General features: G+C 73.8%; 11 protein-coding genes. 4 read left to right on the forward strand and 7 right to left on the reverse strand.

Annotated features, from left to right (window positions below):
- Positions 1-341: 341 nt before the first annotated feature.
- The 7 genes from murD to rsmH form a co-directional block, all read right to left on the reverse strand.
- Positions 342-1,805: a UDP-N-acetylmuramoyl-L-alanine--D-glutamate ligase gene (murD, locus tag E1283_RS16470; protein ID WP_243744882.1), complete on the reverse strand. Its 1,464-nt coding sequence runs from the start codon at positions 1,803-1,805 to the stop codon at positions 342-344.
- Positions 1,802-2,866, reverse strand: a complete 1,065-nt coding sequence (gene mraY, locus E1283_RS16475; protein ID WP_132818802.1) for a phospho-N-acetylmuramoyl-pentapeptide-transferase — start codon at positions 2,864-2,866, stop codon at positions 1,802-1,804. The genes murD and mraY overlap by 4 nt, the downstream gene beginning before the upstream one ends.
- Positions 2,863-4,293, reverse strand: coding sequence for a UDP-N-acetylmuramoyl-tripeptide--D-alanyl-D-alanine ligase (locus E1283_RS16480; RefSeq protein ID WP_132818803.1), 1,431 nt, complete (start codon positions 4,291-4,293; stop codon positions 2,863-2,865). The genes mraY and E1283_RS16480 overlap by 4 nt, the downstream gene beginning before the upstream one ends.
- Positions 4,290-5,981 carry a UDP-N-acetylmuramoyl-L-alanyl-D-glutamate--2,6-diaminopimelate ligase gene (locus E1283_RS16485; protein ID WP_132818804.1) on the reverse strand — a complete coding sequence of 564 codons (1,692 nt, stop codon included), beginning with the start codon at positions 5,979-5,981 and terminating at the stop codon, positions 4,290-4,292. Before E1283_RS16485 ends, E1283_RS16480 begins: the two co-directional genes overlap by 4 nt.
- Positions 5,982-6,087: 106 nt before the next feature.
- Positions 6,088-7,953, reverse strand: a complete 1,866-nt coding sequence (locus E1283_RS16490) for a peptidoglycan D,D-transpeptidase FtsI family protein (RefSeq protein ID WP_132818805.1) — start codon at positions 7,951-7,953, stop codon at positions 6,088-6,090.
- Entirely contained in the window at positions 7,950-8,597 is a 648-nt protein-coding gene (ftsL, locus tag E1283_RS16495; protein WP_132818806.1) for a cell division protein FtsL, read from the reverse strand. The genes E1283_RS16490 and ftsL overlap by 4 nt, the downstream gene beginning before the upstream one ends.
- A 1-nt stretch (position 8,598) precedes the next feature.
- On the reverse strand, positions 8,599-9,576 hold the full coding sequence (gene rsmH / locus E1283_RS16500) for a 16S rRNA (cytosine(1402)-N(4))-methyltransferase RsmH (protein ID WP_132818807.1): 978 nt from the start codon (positions 9,574-9,576) through the stop codon (positions 8,599-8,601).
- 238 nt (positions 9,577-9,814) lie between these two features.
- Between rsmH and E1283_RS16505 the strand changes: the two genes are divergently transcribed.
- From E1283_RS16505 to E1283_RS16520, 4 genes are all read left to right on the forward strand, one after another.
- Positions 9,815-10,333, forward strand: a complete 519-nt coding sequence (locus tag E1283_RS16505; protein ID WP_132818808.1) for a beta-class carbonic anhydrase — start codon at positions 9,815-9,817, stop codon at positions 10,331-10,333.
- 135 nt (positions 10,334-10,468) lie between these two features.
- Positions 10,469-11,461, forward strand: a complete 993-nt coding sequence (locus tag E1283_RS16510) for an AAA family ATPase (RefSeq protein ID WP_132818809.1) — start codon at positions 10,469-10,471, stop codon at positions 11,459-11,461.
- Positions 11,461-12,771 carry a DUF58 domain-containing protein gene (locus tag E1283_RS16515; protein ID WP_132818810.1) on the forward strand — a complete coding sequence of 437 codons (1,311 nt, stop codon included), beginning with the start codon at positions 11,461-11,463 and terminating at the stop codon, positions 12,769-12,771. Before E1283_RS16510 ends, E1283_RS16515 begins: the two co-directional genes overlap by 1 nt.
- Before the next feature lie 43 nt (positions 12,772-12,814).
- On the forward strand, positions 12,815-15,199 hold a 2,385-nt coding region (locus E1283_RS16520), incomplete at its 3' end, for a transglutaminase TgpA family protein (RefSeq protein ID WP_132818811.1).

Genomic DNA, 15,199 nt, shown 5'->3' on the forward strand with positions numbered 1-15,199 from the left:
GGACCCCGGCTCCGAGGGCCAGCACCCGCGCCGGCCGCCGGCCGGCTCCGCCGGCGATCCGGCGTCCGACGGCACCGGCGGTCGCGGCCACCGAGCGCCGCCAACCACCCGCGGGCGCCGGCACAACTGCCGGGCCCTGCCCGGCGCTAGCCGGCCGCGCGGCGGCGGCGGGTCCTTCGGGTCGGGGCGACCGCCGGGTCGCCGGGTCGCCGGCGGGTGGCGGCCCCGGTGGCCGGCCGTCGTGTGCGGGGCCCGGCCCCCGCCTCGTCGCCCCGTCGTCAGCCGTCATCCCTGGCCCCTCCTCCGGCCCCGCGCCCGCGGTCCGGCGGCCGGGCCGTGGGCTACTGCTCGTCCTGGCCGGCGGCCAGTACGTGGACGGCGGCGGCGAAGACGTCGCCGCGTACGTTGTAGTTGGTGAACATATCCATCGAGGCGCAGGCCGGTGCCATCAGGACGGTGTCTCCGGGACGGGCCAGCCGGGTCGCTTCGCGGACCGCCGCCGCCATCGCCCCAGTGTCCGTGCGATCGAGGTCCACGACCGGCACATCCGGCGCGTGTCGCGTCAACGCCTCGGCGATCAGGCCGCGATCGGCCCCGATCAGCACCACGCCCCGCAGCCGGCCGGCGGCGGTGGCGACCAGGTCGTCGAAGGTGGCGCCCTTCGCGAGGCCGCCCGCGATCCAGACGACCGGGTCGTAGGCCGCGAGCGAGGCCGCCGCGGCATGCGGGTTGGTGGCCTTGGAGTCGTCGACGTAGGTGACGCCGCCGACCTCCGCGACCCGCTCGACCCGGTGCGGGTCGGGCCGGAAGGCCCGCAGGCCGTCCCGCACGGCGTGCGGCGGCACGCCGTAGGCGCGGGCCAGCGCGGCGGCGGCCAGCGCGTTGGCGATGTTGTGCGGGGCCGGCGGGTCGACGTCGGTGATCTCGGCGAGCTCCTGGGCCTGCTCGCGGCGGTCGGGCACGAAGGCCCGGTCGGCCAGGATGCCGTCCACCACGCCGAGTTGGGAGAGCCCGGGGGTGCCGAGCGTGAAGCCGACGGCCCGGCAGCCCGCCACGACGTCGGCCTCGCGGACCAGCGCCTCGGTGGCCGGGTCGGCCGCGTTGTAGACGCAGGCGACCTCGTTGCCCTCGTAGACACGGCCCTTGGCGGCCGCGTAGGCCGCCATCGAGCCGTGCCAGTCCAGGTGGTCGGGGGCCAGGTTGAGCACGGCGCCCGAGTGCGGCCGGACCGAGGGGGCCCAGTGCAGCTGGTAGCTGGAGAGCTCGACGGCGAGCACGTCGTAGGGCGGGTCGGCGAGCACCGCGTCGATGATCGGGTCGCCGATGTTGCCCACGGCGGCCGTGCGCAGGCCCGCCGCCTCGAGAACGGCGGCGAGCATGCGCACGGTGGTGGTCTTGCCGTTGGTGCCGGTGACGGCCAGCCACGGCGCGGGCCGCTCGCCGTTCAGGCCCCGCAGCCGCCAGGCGATCTCGACGTCGCCCACGACCTCCACGCTGTTCGCCGCCGCGGCGGCGAACAGCGGGCTGTCGGGACGCCAGCCGGGCGAGGTGACGACCAGCTCCGTGCCCTTCGGCAGGGTGGCGCCGTCGCCGAGGCGGGTCTCCACGCCGGCGGCGGCGAGCTCGGCGGCGGTGGTCCGCTGCCGCTCGCCGTCGCCGCCGTCGACGACCGTGACCTCGGCGCCGAGCCCGGCCAGGGCGCGGGCGGCGCTCTCGCCGCTCACGCCGAGGCCGGCGACGGTGATCCTGCGCCCGGCGAAGCCTGATCGGGCGGGAACGGCCGATCCCCCGGAGATGGGAGTCACCAGCCGGCCACCCAACTGCCGTAGAAGATGCCGATACCGACGATCACGCACATGCCCTGGATGATCCAGAACCTGACCACCACCAGCACCTCGCTCCAGCCCTTGAGCTCGAAGTGGTGCTGGAGCGGCGCCATCTTGAAGACCCGGCGCCCGGTGAGCCGGAAGGATCCGACCTGGATCACCACCGACATGGTGATGAGCACGAACAGGCCGCCGAGGACGGCGAGCAGCAGTTCGGTGCGGGAGACGATGGCCAGGCCGGCGAGCGCGCCGCCGATGGCCAGCGAGCCGGTGTCGCCCATGAAGATCTTGGCCGGCGACGTGTTCCACCAGAGGAAGCCGAAGAGCGCGCCCATCAGGGCCGCGGCGACCACGGCGGTGTCCAGCGGGTCGCGGACCTCGTAGCAGGAGGCGCCGGCGGTCAGGATGTTGGCGCAGGACTGGCCGTACTGCCAGACGCCGATGAAGACGTAGGCGCCGAAGACCATCACCGAGGCGCCGGTGGCGAGGCCGTCGAGGCCGTCGGTGAGGTTCACGCCGTTCGACATGGCCAGCACCATGAACAGCGCCCATAGCACGAAGAGCACCGGCCCGATGGACCAGCTGAAGTCCTGGACGAACGACAGGTGGGTGGAGGCCGGGGTCAGGTCGCGGGAGTCGGCGAAGTTCAGCGAGAGGATCGCGAACGCGACACCCACGATGAACTGGCCGAGCATCTTGGCGCCGGCCCGCAGGCCGAGGCTGCGCCGCCGGACGATCTTGATGTAGTCGTCGAGGAAGCCGACCAGGCCCATCCCGGCGAAGAGGAAGAGCACCAACAGGGCGGAGATGCTGGGCTCTTCGCCGGTGATGACCTTGGTGAGCACGTAGGCGACCAGGGTGGCGAAAATGAACGCGATGCCGCCCATGGTCGGGGTGCCGCGCTTGCTCTGGTGCTCGCGGGGGCCGTCGTCCCGGATGTACTGGCCGTATCCCTTGCGGGCCAGCAGCTTGATCAGCAGCGGGGTGCCGACCAGGGTGAGGAAGAGTCCGATGGCGCCGGAGAAGAGGATCTGCCTCATCGGGCGGCGACCTCGCCATCGGCGTCGCCGGCCAGCAGCCGGGCGGCGACCTGCTCCAGGCCCACCGACCTGGACGCCTTCACCAGCACCACATCTCCCGGTCGCAGCTCTCCGCGCAGCAGCTCGACGGCTGCCCGAGCGTCGGACACGTGCACCGACTCCTCACCCCACGAACCCTCGTTCTTGGCGCCCATGTCCATCCAGGCGGCTTCCTGACCGCCCACGGACACAAGCTTGTTGACGTTGAGTCGAACGGCCAGCCGTCCGACAGCGTCGTGCTCGGCGAACGTCTCGTCCCCGAGCTCGGCCATCCGACCGAGCACCGCCCAGGTGCGTCCCCCCTCCGCCCTGGCGGCCTCGCCCATGGCGGCGAGTGCGCGCAGCGCCGCGCGCATGGAGTCGGGGTTCGCGTTGTAGGCGTCGTTGACGATGGTCACGCCGTCCGCTCGCTCGGTGACCTCCATCCGCCACTTCGAGAGCGGGTCCGCGGCGGCGAGTGTTTCGGCGATCGCCTCCGCGGACATGCCTACCTCATGCGCAACAGCCGCAGCGGCAAGCGCGTTCGACACATGGTGCTCACCGTACAACCGCATGGTCACATCGGCGCACCCGGTGGGGGTGGTCAGGCGGAAGCTCGGCCTGCCCTGGGCCGTGAGGCGGATGTGCTCGGCGCGGATCGAGGCTTCCTCGGATTCGCCGAAGAACACGGTCCTGGCGTTGGTGCGCGCGGCCATGGCCCGCACCAGTGGATCGTCGGCGTTCAGGATGGCCACGCCGCCCTCGGCGGCCGGCGGCAGGGCTTCGACCAGTTCGCCCTTTGCCTGTGCGATGGCTTCGCGCCCGCCGAACTCGCCGATGTGCGCGGTGCCCACGTTGAGCACCAGGCCGACGCGGGGTGGGGTCAGCTCGGTGAGATGACGGATGTGACCGATGCCTCTGGCACCCATCTCGAGCACCAGATAGCGGGTGGCCTCCTCGGTTCGCAGGGCGGTGAGCGGCAGGCCGATCTCGTTGTTGAACGAGCCGGGGGTGAAGACGGTGGGGCCGACGCGGGTGAGGACCTGGGCGACCAGGTCCTTGGTGCTGGTCTTGCCGGCGGAGCCGGTCAGCGCGACGACGGTGGGATCGAGAGCGCGCACGGTGTGTCTCGCGAGCTCGCTGAGCGCGGCGACCACGTCGTCGACGACGACCGCGGGCACGCCGACGGGGCGGCTGGCGAGCACGACGGCGGCGCCGGCGGCGGATGCCGCGGCGGCGAAGTCGTGGCCGTCCACGCGTTCCCCTGGGAGGGCGGCGAAGAGGGTTCCGGGCTCGACCAGCCGGGAGTCGATGACCGCCGGCCCCGTGATGAGGGGTGGCGACTCCGGTATGTCATGCGGTTCTCCCCGCACGACGTGGATGAGCTCGGCAACGGAAAGGGGGATCACTGCAACGGGCCTCGCCTGGCGTTGGGGCTGGGGTGGGGCGAGCGGCGGCGCTCGATGGCGGCGCGCAGCTCCTGTCGATCGTCGAAGGGCCGGATGACTCCGGCGATGTCCTGCCCGCGCTCGTGTCCCTTGCCGGCCACCAGGACGACGTCGCCCGCCTCGGCGCGGGCCACGGCCGCCTCGATGGCGGCGGCCCTGTCCTCCTCGACGAGCACGGTGCCGCGCTCGTGAGTGGGCACCTCGGCGGCGCCGGCGAGCATGGCGGCCAGGATGGCCAGGGGGTCCTCGGAGCGCGGGTTGTCCGAGGTGAGCACGGCGGTGTCGGCGAGCCTGGCCAGCGCCGCGCCCATCCGCTGCCGTTTGTGCGGGTCGCGGTCGCCGCCGCAGCCGAGCACGGCGTGCAGCCGGCCCTCGGTGACCTTGCGCAGGGCGTGCAGCACCGACTCGACGGCGTCCGGCTTGTGGGCGTAGTCGACCACGGCCAGGTAGGGCTGGCCCGCGTCCACCCGCTCCAGGCGGCCCGGCACGCCCGGCACGGCGCCGACGCCGTCCGCCGCGGTCTGGGGGTCGGCTCCGGCCACGGCGAGCGCGACGATCGCGGCCAGCGCGTTGGAGACGTTGAAGGGGCCCGGCAGCGGGGCCACGGCGCGCACCCGGGCGCCCGCGGGGCCGACGGCGGTGAAGGTCGAGCCGAGCGGGCCCAGTTCGACGCCCTCGGCGCGCCAGTCGGCGTCGGGATGCCCCTCGGCTGAGTAGGTCGTGACGGCGACGCCCGCGTCGGCGGCCAGCCGGCGGCCGTACTCGTCGTCCAGGTTGACCACGGCCGCGCGGGCGCGGGCCGCGGTGAACAGCTGGGCCTTGCTCTGGAAGTAGTCCTCCATGTCCTGGTGGAAGTCCAGGTGTTCGGGACTGAGGTTGGTGAACACCGCGACGTCGAACACACAGCCGTCGACCCGGCCCATCACCAGGGCGTGGCTGGAGACCTCCATGGCGACCGAGCCGACGCCGCGTTCGCGCATCACGGCGAACAGCGCCTGGAGGTCGGTGGCCTCGGGGGTGGTGTGGGTGGACTTGAGCGCCTCGTCGCCGATCCGGGTCTCCACGGTGCCGATCAGCCCGGTGGCGGCGCCGTCGGTGGGCCCGCCCTTGCCGAAGGCCGCGCGCAGCCCGCCCTCGATCAGGTAGGCGGTGGTGGTCTTGCCCGAGGTGCCGGTGACGCCGATCTGGAGCAGGTCGCGACCCGGGTCGTCGTAGACGGCCACGGCCAGGGCGCCCATCCGGGCGCGCGGGTCCGGCACGGTCAGCACCGGGAGCCCGGTGGTGGCGGCGCGCTGGGTGCCCGACGGGTCGGTGAGCACCGCGACGGCGCCGTTGCTCGCGGCCTGGGCGACGAAGTCGGCGCCGTGGAAGCGGGCGCCGGCGAACGCCACGTAGACGTCGCCTGGGCGGACGGCACGCGAGTCGTGCGTGATGCCGGTGACCACGGCCGGCGTGGCCTCGGCCCCGCCGGCGGCCGGCGCCGGGGGCTCGACGCCCAGCAGCTCGGCCAGCTCCGCCAGGGACACCGGCCTGGTGTGTGCCGGGCGCGGCGCCGCGAGAGTGTGATCAGCGAGGGGCACGGCGGTGAGCGTACCCGTCGGGATGGGGGTCGAGCTAAACGAGGTGGACCCGTCGGTGATGGTTCTCACGTAGCTGTGCTCCGCTCGTTCGGGTGATTCGGCAGGGCCTCGCGGGGGCCGTGCGGCGGTCCTGCCGCGGTTTTCTGGCTGGTCAGCCGGCTGGTCGGTCGGCTGGTCAGGCCCCGGGATCGAAGGTCACCGGCAGGCCGGCGAACTCCTCGCCGGTGGGCGGCACCCGCAGGGCCGACAGAGTGAACCGCATGACCTCGTTGAAGACGGGCCCGCAGACCTCGCTGCCGGTGTAGGGGCCTTCCGTCGGGTTCTGGACGGCGCAGTAGACGGTGACGCGGGGGTCGTCGGCGGGTGCGAAGCCGGCGAAGGACGAGGTGTAGCCGCTGTAGCGACCCGTCTCCGGGTCCACGCGGTTGGAGGTGCCGGTCTTGCCGGCGACCCGGTAGCCGGGGATGCGGGCGGCCTGCCCGGTGCCCTCGGGGGACGCGACGACGGTCTCCAGCATCTCGGTGAGCTGGGCGGCGGTCTCCTCGCCGACCACCCGGGTGCGCTCGGGGTCGGGGGCCGCCTCGTAGTCGCCCTCGGGTCCCGTGGTGCCACGCACCAGGCTCGGGGCGATCCGCTCGCCGCCGTTGGCGATGGTGGAGTAGACGGAGGCGGCCTGCACGGCGTTGACGGACAGGCCCTGGCCGAACGGGATCGTGTACTGCTGGGCGGCGTCCCAGTCGGCGGGCTGCGCCACGATGCCGGAGGTCTCGCCGGGGAAGCCGAGCCCGGTGGGTTGCCCGAAGCCGAAGGCGGTCAGATAGCGGTGCAGGACCTCGTTGGCCTCCGGCTGGGTGGCGCCCAGTTGCTCGGCGGCGAGGATCGTGCCGATGTTGCTCGACTTGGCGAGCACCCCGGCCAGGGTCAGGTACCAGGTCTCGTGCTCGATGTTGTCGCCGAAGCTGCGGTCGGCGCGGGGCAGTCGGTTGGGCACCGTGACATGGGTGTCGATGGCGGCGGCGCCCTCCTCGAGGACGGCGGCCATGGTGACGAGCTTGCTGGTGGAGCCGGGTTCGTAGGCGTCCTCGACGGCCGGGTTGCGCAGCTGCCCGGCGTTGGCCGAGCCGATGTCGTTGGGGTCGTAGCCGGGGGCGCTGGCCAGGGCGAGGATCTCGCCGGTGACGGTGTCCTGGACGACCACGTAGCCGCTGTTCGCCTCGGACTCCTCCACCTGCTCGGCGATGGCGCGCTGGGCCGCCCACTGGATGTCCCGGTCCAGGGTGAGCTCCATGTCGGTGCCCGGCACGGCCGGGTCCTCGCTGCCGCCCGCGGTGGGCACCCGGCGGCCGGCGGACTGGGCGTAGGTGATGCTGCCCGCCTCGCCGGTCAGCCCGGCGTCGAGCTGGGCCTCCAGGCCGCCGCCGCCCACGCCCTCGCCGTTGACGAAGCCGAGCACGGCGGCCGCGAGGTCGCCGTTGGGGTAGACCCGCTTCGGGTTCTCCTCGTAGAAGACGCCGGACAGCACCTGGTCGCCGGTGCCCTTGTCGACCTGTTCCGCGAGGTTGTTGCGCAGGTCGCGGATCTGGCTCCAGACCTGCGGGGTCTGTTGGCGGGCGAGCAGCGCGTACCGCTCGTCCGGGTCGTCGAGCAGGTCGACGAGCTCGGCCTCGTCGCGGCCGACGATGGGGGCGAGGAGGGCGGCGGCCTGTTCCGGGGCGTCGGCGACGTCGGTGGCGTCCTCGGTGAACATCGAGGGGTCCGCGGTGATGTCGTACGCGTCGACCGTGGTCGCCAGGGCGTTGCCGTTGCGGTCGGTGATGTCGCCCCGCTGGGGGGCGAGCGGCACGGTGACGATGCGGTTGCGGGAGGCCTCCTCGGCGTAGGAGGCCGCGCCCATCGCCTGGACCTGCACGAGGCGGCCGCCGAAGACGAGCATCACGAGGGTGAGCGCGATGCCGACGAACCGCAGTCGGGGTCGCGGGCTGCCGAGCCGCAGCGAGCCGGCGTCCCGCCGGGCCTTGGGCGTCCTTGGTCCACTGCTCACGGCCGCTCCGATCCGTTGCTCTCGGCGGTGACCCGCTCGGTCGGGGTCCGGTGGGCGGCCCGGGACGCCGGGTCGGCCGGCGGGCCGCTGGGCATGGCGCCACGGCCGGGCGAGGGTCGGTCGGCGTCGTGGGCGGCCGGCTCGGCCTCCGCGTTCGCCGCGTCGTCGTCCCGGTCGGTGACGGCCTCGGTGTCGGTGTCGGTGTCCGTGTCGGTGTCCGTGTCGGCTTCGGCGTTCCGGGCGGGCGCGGACCGGGCCGTGACGCCGTCCTCGTCGGACGTCGGCTCGGGCGCCGGCGTCGGGTCCGTCTCGCCGAGCAGCGAGCCGTCGGGGGCGAGGAAGGCGGGTGGGCCGCCGGGGACCATGCCGAGCTCACGGGCGCGCTCGGAGAGCGCGTCGGGCGCCGAGTAGCCGTCCACCTCGGCCTGGAGCTCCTGCTGCTGGTCCGTCAGCTCCTGGGTCTCCCGGCGCAGCTCGCTCAGCTCGAACGAGCCCTCGTTGAGCGAGGCGTTCAGCAACAGCAGCCCCAGCATGCCCGAGCCGAGGAGCACCACCACCAGGAGCACGAACGGGGTTCTGGCGGCCGTCGTCGAGCCCTTGGGGACCAGTCCGGCCAGCCGACCTAGACGCTGCTGCGGGCCCATCTCAGGTTGCCTCCCTGATCCGTTCCGCCGCGCGGAGCCGGGCCGGCGCGGCGCGCTTGTTCTCGGCGAGCTCCGCCTCGTCCGGCTGTTCGGCGCCGCGGGTCAGCAGCCGCAGCCGGGGCTGGTACTGCTCGGGCACCACCGGGAGTCCCGGGGGCGCGGTGTTCTCGGCGCCCTGGGCGAGGACCCGCTTGACCAGCCGGTCCTCGAGCGAGTGGTAGGAGAGCACGGCGATCCGGCCGCCGACGGCCAACGCCTCGACCGCGGCCGGCAGCGCGCGCTCCAGGACCGCGAGCTCGCCGTTGACCTCGATCCGCAGGGCCTGGAAGGTGCGCTTGGCCGGGTTGCCGCCGGTGCGCATCGCGGCCTGTGGCAGCGCCTGGCGGATCAGCGCGACCAGTTGGGCGCTGCCGGTGATGGGGGCGCGGGCCCGCTCGCGGACGACCGCGTCGACGATCCGGCGCGCGAACCGCTCCTCGCCGTAGACCCGCAGCACCCGGACGAGGTCGCCCGGCGGGTAGGTGTTGAGGACGTCGGCGGCGCTCGGCCCGGTGGTCTGGTCCATCCGCATGTCGAGCGGGGCGTCCTGGGCGTAGGCGAAGCCGCGGTCGGCCTCGTCCAGCTGCATCGAGGAGACGCCGAGGTCGAAGAGCACGCCCGCCACCCGGGGGGTGTCCAAGCGGGCCAGCGCGGTGGGCAGTTCGTCGTAGACGGCGTGCACCAGGGTGGCCCGGTCGCCGAAGCGGGCCAGCCGCTCGCCGGCGAGGGCGAGCGCGGCGGGGTCGCGGTCGAGGGCGACGAGCCGGATGTCGGGGAAGGTGTCGAGCAGTGCCTCGCTGTGGCCGCCGAGGCCCAGGGTGCAGTCCACCACGACGGCTCCCGGCCGGTCCCGCAGCGCGGGGGCGAGGAGGTCGAGGCAGCGTCGGAGCATGACGGGGCGGTGCCGGGCCTCCGGCGGCCGGTCGTTGCTGGTCGTCATGCGCCTTCCGCGGATGGTGGGAGAAGAGCTGGGCGGGTGGCGGGAGAAGAGAGGTGACGGGCGAGGACGGCGGCTCACGTCATCAGGCACACGCCTCCCGGTGCGCGTCACACTAGCCCACCTGTTTCCACGATCAATCTCTGAGGTTGATCGGGCACCGCGTTTCGGCGCGGGCCTGTGAGCCGAGTCACCTTCCTGGGCGAGACGACCCCCAGGTACTCGTATTAACGTCACAGATATGCCTCATACGGTCACAGACGAACTGGTCAGCGCCAATCGCCGTTACGCCGATCGGTTCGCCGATCCCGGGATGGACGCCAGGCCCGTGCGCAGGGTGGCGATCGTCGCCTGCATGGACGCCCGCCTCGACCTGCACGCCGCCCTCGGCCTGAGCCTGGGCGACTGCCACACCATCCGCAACGCCGGCGGCGTGGTCACCGACGACATCATCCGCTCACTGACCATCAGCCAACGCAAGCTCGGCACCCGTTCCGTGGTGCTGATCCACCACACCGGCTGCGGCCTGCTCAGCCTGACCGAGGACTTCCGGCACGAGCTGGAGCACGAGGTCGGGCAGCGGCCGGCCTGGGCGGTGGAGTCGTTCACCGATCTGGATCAGGACGTTCGCCAGTCCATGGCGCGCGTGCGGACCTCGCCTTTCCTCCCGCACACTGACGATGTACGCGGCTTCGTGTTCGATGTGACGACGGGTCTGCTGCGGGAGGTGGATCCGGCCAGCCCGGCGGCGGCGACGTGACGAGCGGCCGTCGTAGTGTGAAGAATGCTGGGCGGAGGAAACCACCCGGTGCGATTCGGTTGTCCGGGTAATCGGTATGGCCCGGTCGCACTTCGAGCCGGGCCCTGGATGAGTTAAAGGGCCGAGGAGGGCCGGGTGACGACCTATGAGGAGCAGACCAAGCTCACCGATCTGAGCGCCACGGCGGAGCAGGTGCGCCACGCCGTGGAGAGCGTGATCGAGGGCAAGCCGGAGGTTGTCCGGCTCTCGCTGACGGTGCTGCTCGCGGGCGGACACCTGCTCCTCGAGGACGTGCCGGGCGTCGGCAAGACGATGCTCGCCAAGGCGCTGGCGAAGTCGATCGACTGTTCGGTGCAGCGGGTCCAGTTCACGCCGGACCTGCTGCCCACCGACATCACCGGTGTCAGCGTCTACGACCAGCAGCGCAACGAGTTCGAGTTCAAGCCGGGCGCCATCTTCGCGCAGATCGTGATCGGCGACGAGATCAACCGGGCCTCGCCGAAGACCCAGTCGGCGCTGCTCGAGTCCATGGAGGAGCGCCAGGTCACCGCGGACGGGCGGACCTACGAGCTGCCCAGCCCGTTCATGGTGATCGCCACCCAGAACCCGGTGGAGATGGAGGGCACCTATCCGCTGCCCGAGGCGCAGCGCGACCGGTTCATGGCCCGGGTGTCGATGGGCTACCCGAGCCCGGAGGCCGAGATGCGGATGCTGGCCTCGCACGGCGGGTCCTCCCCGCTCGACGCGCTGCGGCCGGCGGCGCACGCGCACGACGTGCTGCGGCTGATCGACGCGGTGCGCGAGGTGCACGTGGCGGATCCGGTGCGGCGGTACACGGTCGACCTGACCGCCGCCACCAGGACCCACCCCGAGCTGCGGCTCGGCGCCTCGCCGCGCGCCACCCTGCACCTGCTGCGGGCGGCCAAGGCGGCGGCCGCGCTGGCCGGCCGGAACTTCGTGCTCCCCGACGACATCCAGCGGCTGGCGGTGCCGGTGCTCGCGCACCGGCTGCTGCCCACCGCGCACGCCCAGTTGAACCGCCACAGCACCGAACAGTTCGTCACCGACATCGTGCGCGGGACACCGGTGCCCGACCCGTACGCCGCCCAGCCGCAGCGGGGCTTCTGATGTCGCCACCCCATCCCGCCGGGACGGGCGGGGGCGCGGGTGAGGACGACCGGGGCCCGTTGCGGGCCGCGTTCGGCGGGCTCACCACCAGGGGCCGCTCGTTCCTGGCCGCGGGCGGCGCCGCCGCCGTGTGCGCGTACGTGCTCGGCCAGCCGGACCTGCTGCGGGTCGGCGCCCTGCTGGCCGCGCTGCCGCTGCTGTGCGTGCTGGTGCTGCACGGTACGCGCAGCCGGGTGACGGCGGCGCGCAGCGTGACGCCGGCCCGGGTGTCGGCGGGCGACGAGACCCGGGTGCACCTGCGGGTCGACAACGTGGCGCGGATCCCCAGCGGGCTGCTGATGCTCCAGGACCGGGTGCCCTACGTGCTGGGGCCGCGGCCCCGGTTCATGTTGGACAGGATCGAGCCGGGCGGCCGGCGCGAGGTGACGTACCGGGTCCGCTCCGAGCAGCGTGGCCGGTATCCGCTCGGGCCGCTCCAGCTGCGGCTGGCCGACCCGTTCGGGATGGTGGAGCTGAGCAGGTCGTTCACGTCGTTCGACGTGATGACGGTGCTGCCGAGGATCGAGCCGCTGCCGCCGGTGCGGCTCGGCGGGGACGCCAACGGGCACGGCGAGGGCCGGCAGCGCGCGCTGGCCGTCTCCGGGGACGACGACATCATCCCGCGCGACTACCGGCACGGCGACGACCTGCGGCGGGTGCACTGGCGCTCGACGGCGCACCGTGGCTCGCTGATGGTGCGTCGGGAGGAGCAGCCGCTCAAGGCGCGCTGCACGGTGCTGCTCGACACCCGGCGGAACGGCTACGTGTCGTCGGGCCCCGACTCGGCGTTCGAGCGGGCGGTGTCCGGCGCCGCCTCCGCGGTGTTCCACCTGATGGCGCAGGGCTACGAGGTGCGTCTGGTGACGGACACCGGGCTCCTCGTGCCGGGTCCCGAGAGCCAGGCCGGTGACACCACCGAGCTGACCGCGCTGATCATGGAGACGCTGGCCGTGATCGGCCACTCGGCGGGCACCTCGCTCTCCGACGCGCGCGCGGCGCTGCGGTCGGGCGACTGCGGGCTGCTGCTCGGCTTCCTCGGCACGGTGAGCGAGGAGGACGCCGCGGAGCTCGACGGGCTGCGGCAACGGGCGAACGGCGCGGTCGGGTTCGTGGCGTCGGGTCAGCTGCCGCCCGAGGCGGAGACCGAGCGGCTGCGGTCGCTCACGCTCGCGGGCTGGGCGGCGCTGCCGCTGGTGCCCGGGGTGCCGCTCGGGCAGTCCTGGCAGCAGGCCGCGTTGGAGCTCGCGGCCCGGGACGTGGGGGCCCGGTGAGTGGACGTGCGGGGAGCCTGAGGAGGAGCGGGGAGCCGGTCGGATGAATGGGCTGATAGACGGCAGGATCCGGATCGCCTGCGCCGCCTGGCTGGCGACCGTGGCGGCGGCGAGCGCGCTGCTGCCGCTGGTCGACGGCTCGGACTGGATGGTCCAGGCGGCCATCCTGCTGGGCGCGCAGACCCTGGTGGGCCTGGCGTTGCGCTGGCGCGGACTGCATCCGGCACTGACGGTCGGGGCGCAGGTCGCCGCGTCACTCGTGCTGCTGACCGTGGTCCTGGCGCCGGACTACGCGACGTTCGGGCTCCTGCCAGGACCACAGGTGTTCGAGCAGTTCGGGCTGCTGCTGCGGGACGGCGCCGAGGACATCGGCCACTACGTGGCGCCGGCGCCGGCCACCGACGGCATCCGGATGATGGTGTTCGGCGGCGTGCTGCTGATCGGGCTGCTGGTCGACGTGCTGGCCGTGACGGCCCGCAGCGCCGCCTCGGCCGGGCTGCCGCTGCTCGCCCTGTACTCGGTGGCCGCCGGCGTGGCCCAGGAGGGGCCGGGCTGGCCCTACTTCCTGCTCGCGGCCGCCGGCTACCTGGTGCTGCTGCTCGCCGAGGGCCGGGACCGGCTCAACCGCTGGGGCCGGTTCTTCGCCGGGCACGGCCCGCCACAGGGCGCGCCGGCCGCACCGCGTGCCGTGCCGGTGGGCCCGCGCGCCCGCACCGGGCGCCGGATCGGCGTGCTGACGTTGGGCGTCGCGGTGCTCGCGCCGGCCGCGCTGCCGTCGCTCGGCGAGGGCCTGCTCGACCTGGACGGCGGCAGGGGCACCGGGCGGGGCGGCTCCGGTGACGTCATCTCGGTCAACCCGGTGGTGGCGCTCCAGGACCAGCTGAACCAGCAGCAGGACCGCGCGGTGCTGAGCTACCGCACGACCAGCGCCGAGCCGTCGGAGATGTATCTGCGGCTGATCGCGCTCGACGAGTTCACCGGCCAGGAGTGGCGCTCCTCGCGCTGGTACGAGAACCGGGTGCCCGAGGCGCCGTGGCCGGTGTCGGGACTCTCGGAGGAGGTGGCCACCACGGCGGTCACCACGACGGTCGAGGTCGCCGACTACTACGCGCAGAACTCGCTGCCCGTGCCGTACCCGGCGACCTCGGTGGAGACCAACGGCCAGTGGCTGTTCGACCGCGGCACGCAGACGCTGGTGACCAACCAGCGGGGACGCACCAGCGCCGGCGCCAGCTACGAGATCCAGCACCTGCTGGTGCGGCCGACGGCCGCCCAACTGGCCGAGGCCCCGCCGCCGTCGCAGGAGTTGACCGACTACTACACCCGGGTGCCTGGCGACCTGCCGCAGGAGGTGGCGGCGACGGCGCTCGGCATCACGTCGAGCGCGGCCACCGACTTCGACCGCGCGGTGGCCCTGCAGGACTGGTTCACCACGGACGGCGGCTTCCGCTACGACACGTCGGTCGCCTCGGGCAGCGGCACCCAGGCCATCGTGAACTTCCTCCAGCAACGGGAGGGGTTCTGCGTCCACTTCGCCTTCACCATGGCCGCCATGGCCCGCACGCTCGGCATCCCGGCACAGGTGGCCGTCGGCTTCACGCCGGGCACCCGGCAGCCGGGCGGCGCGTACGAGGTGGGGGTGCACAACGCGCACGCCTGGCCCGAGCTGTACTTCCAGGGCGTCGGCTGGGTGCGGTTCGAGCCCACGCCGGGCCAGGGAAACGCCCCCTCGTACACCCGGCCGCAGGAGAGCGAGCCGACCGAGCAGGACCCCGAGGAGGAGCAGGAGGAGGTGGTACCGGCCACGCCCTCGCCGTCCGAGGGCCCGACGCCGACCGACCCGTGCCAGCGGGACGGGAACGCCGCCGGCTGCCAGGAGCAGCAGCAGACGCCGGAGAGCGACCGCCGCGAGGCGGGCGTGCCTATCTGGCCGATCATCTGGGGCGGCGGCGGGCTGCTGCTCGCGCTCCTGGTCGCGGCCCCGCCACTGTGGCGCGCGCGCACCAGGGCACGACGACTCCGGGACGGCGACCACGGGCCGCTGCCGGCCTGGCGGGAACTCCTCGACAGCGCCTGGGACTTCGGCATCACGCCGCTCGCCTCCGAGACGCCGCGGCAGGCGGCGGACCGGATCGTCACGGTCGCCGAGCTGCCGGCGGAGCCGGCGGCGGCGGTGCACCGGGTGGCGGACGCGGTGGAGCGGGCGCTGTACGCGCCGGCCGGGTCGGCGGCGCCGGCCGCGTCGGAGACGCGGGGAGCGCCGGCGGCGGCGGATACGCGGGCCGCGCTGGCCGGCCTGCGGGGCACGGCGGGGCGGTGGGCCCGGGTACGGGCTTCGCTGCTGCCGCGTTCCGCCATTCGGGTGATGTACGGCCTGGCGGCCCGCCGGGCGGCGGCGGCCGACCGCCTTCGGGGGCTCGTCCCGCGG

The organism is Streptomyces hainanensis (assembly GCF_004348415.1).
Classification (GTDB): domain Bacteria; phylum Actinomycetota; class Actinomycetes; order Streptomycetales; family Streptomycetaceae; genus Streptomyces; species Streptomyces hainanensis.

What these genes read in the sequence shown, in the direction of transcription:
- mraY (WP_132818802.1), bottom strand. Translation starts at nt 2,866, where the DNA reads ATGAGGCAGATCCTCTTCTCCGGCGCCATCGGACTCTTCCTCACCCTG.
- ftsL (WP_132818806.1), bottom strand. Translation starts at nt 8,597, where the DNA reads ATGGGCCCGCAGCAGCGTCTAGGTCGGCTGGCCGGACTGGTCCCCAAG.
- rsmH (WP_132818807.1), bottom strand. Translation starts at nt 9,576, where the DNA reads ATGACGACCAGCAACGACCGGCCGCCGGAGGCCCGGCACCGCCCCGTC.
- E1283_RS16505 (WP_132818808.1), top strand. Translation starts at nt 9,815, where the DNA reads ATGCCTCATACGGTCACAGACGAACTGGTCAGCGCCAATCGCCGTTAC.
- E1283_RS16515 (WP_132818810.1), top strand. Translation starts at nt 11,461, where the DNA reads ATGTCGCCACCCCATCCCGCCGGGACGGGCGGGGGCGCGGGTGAGGAC.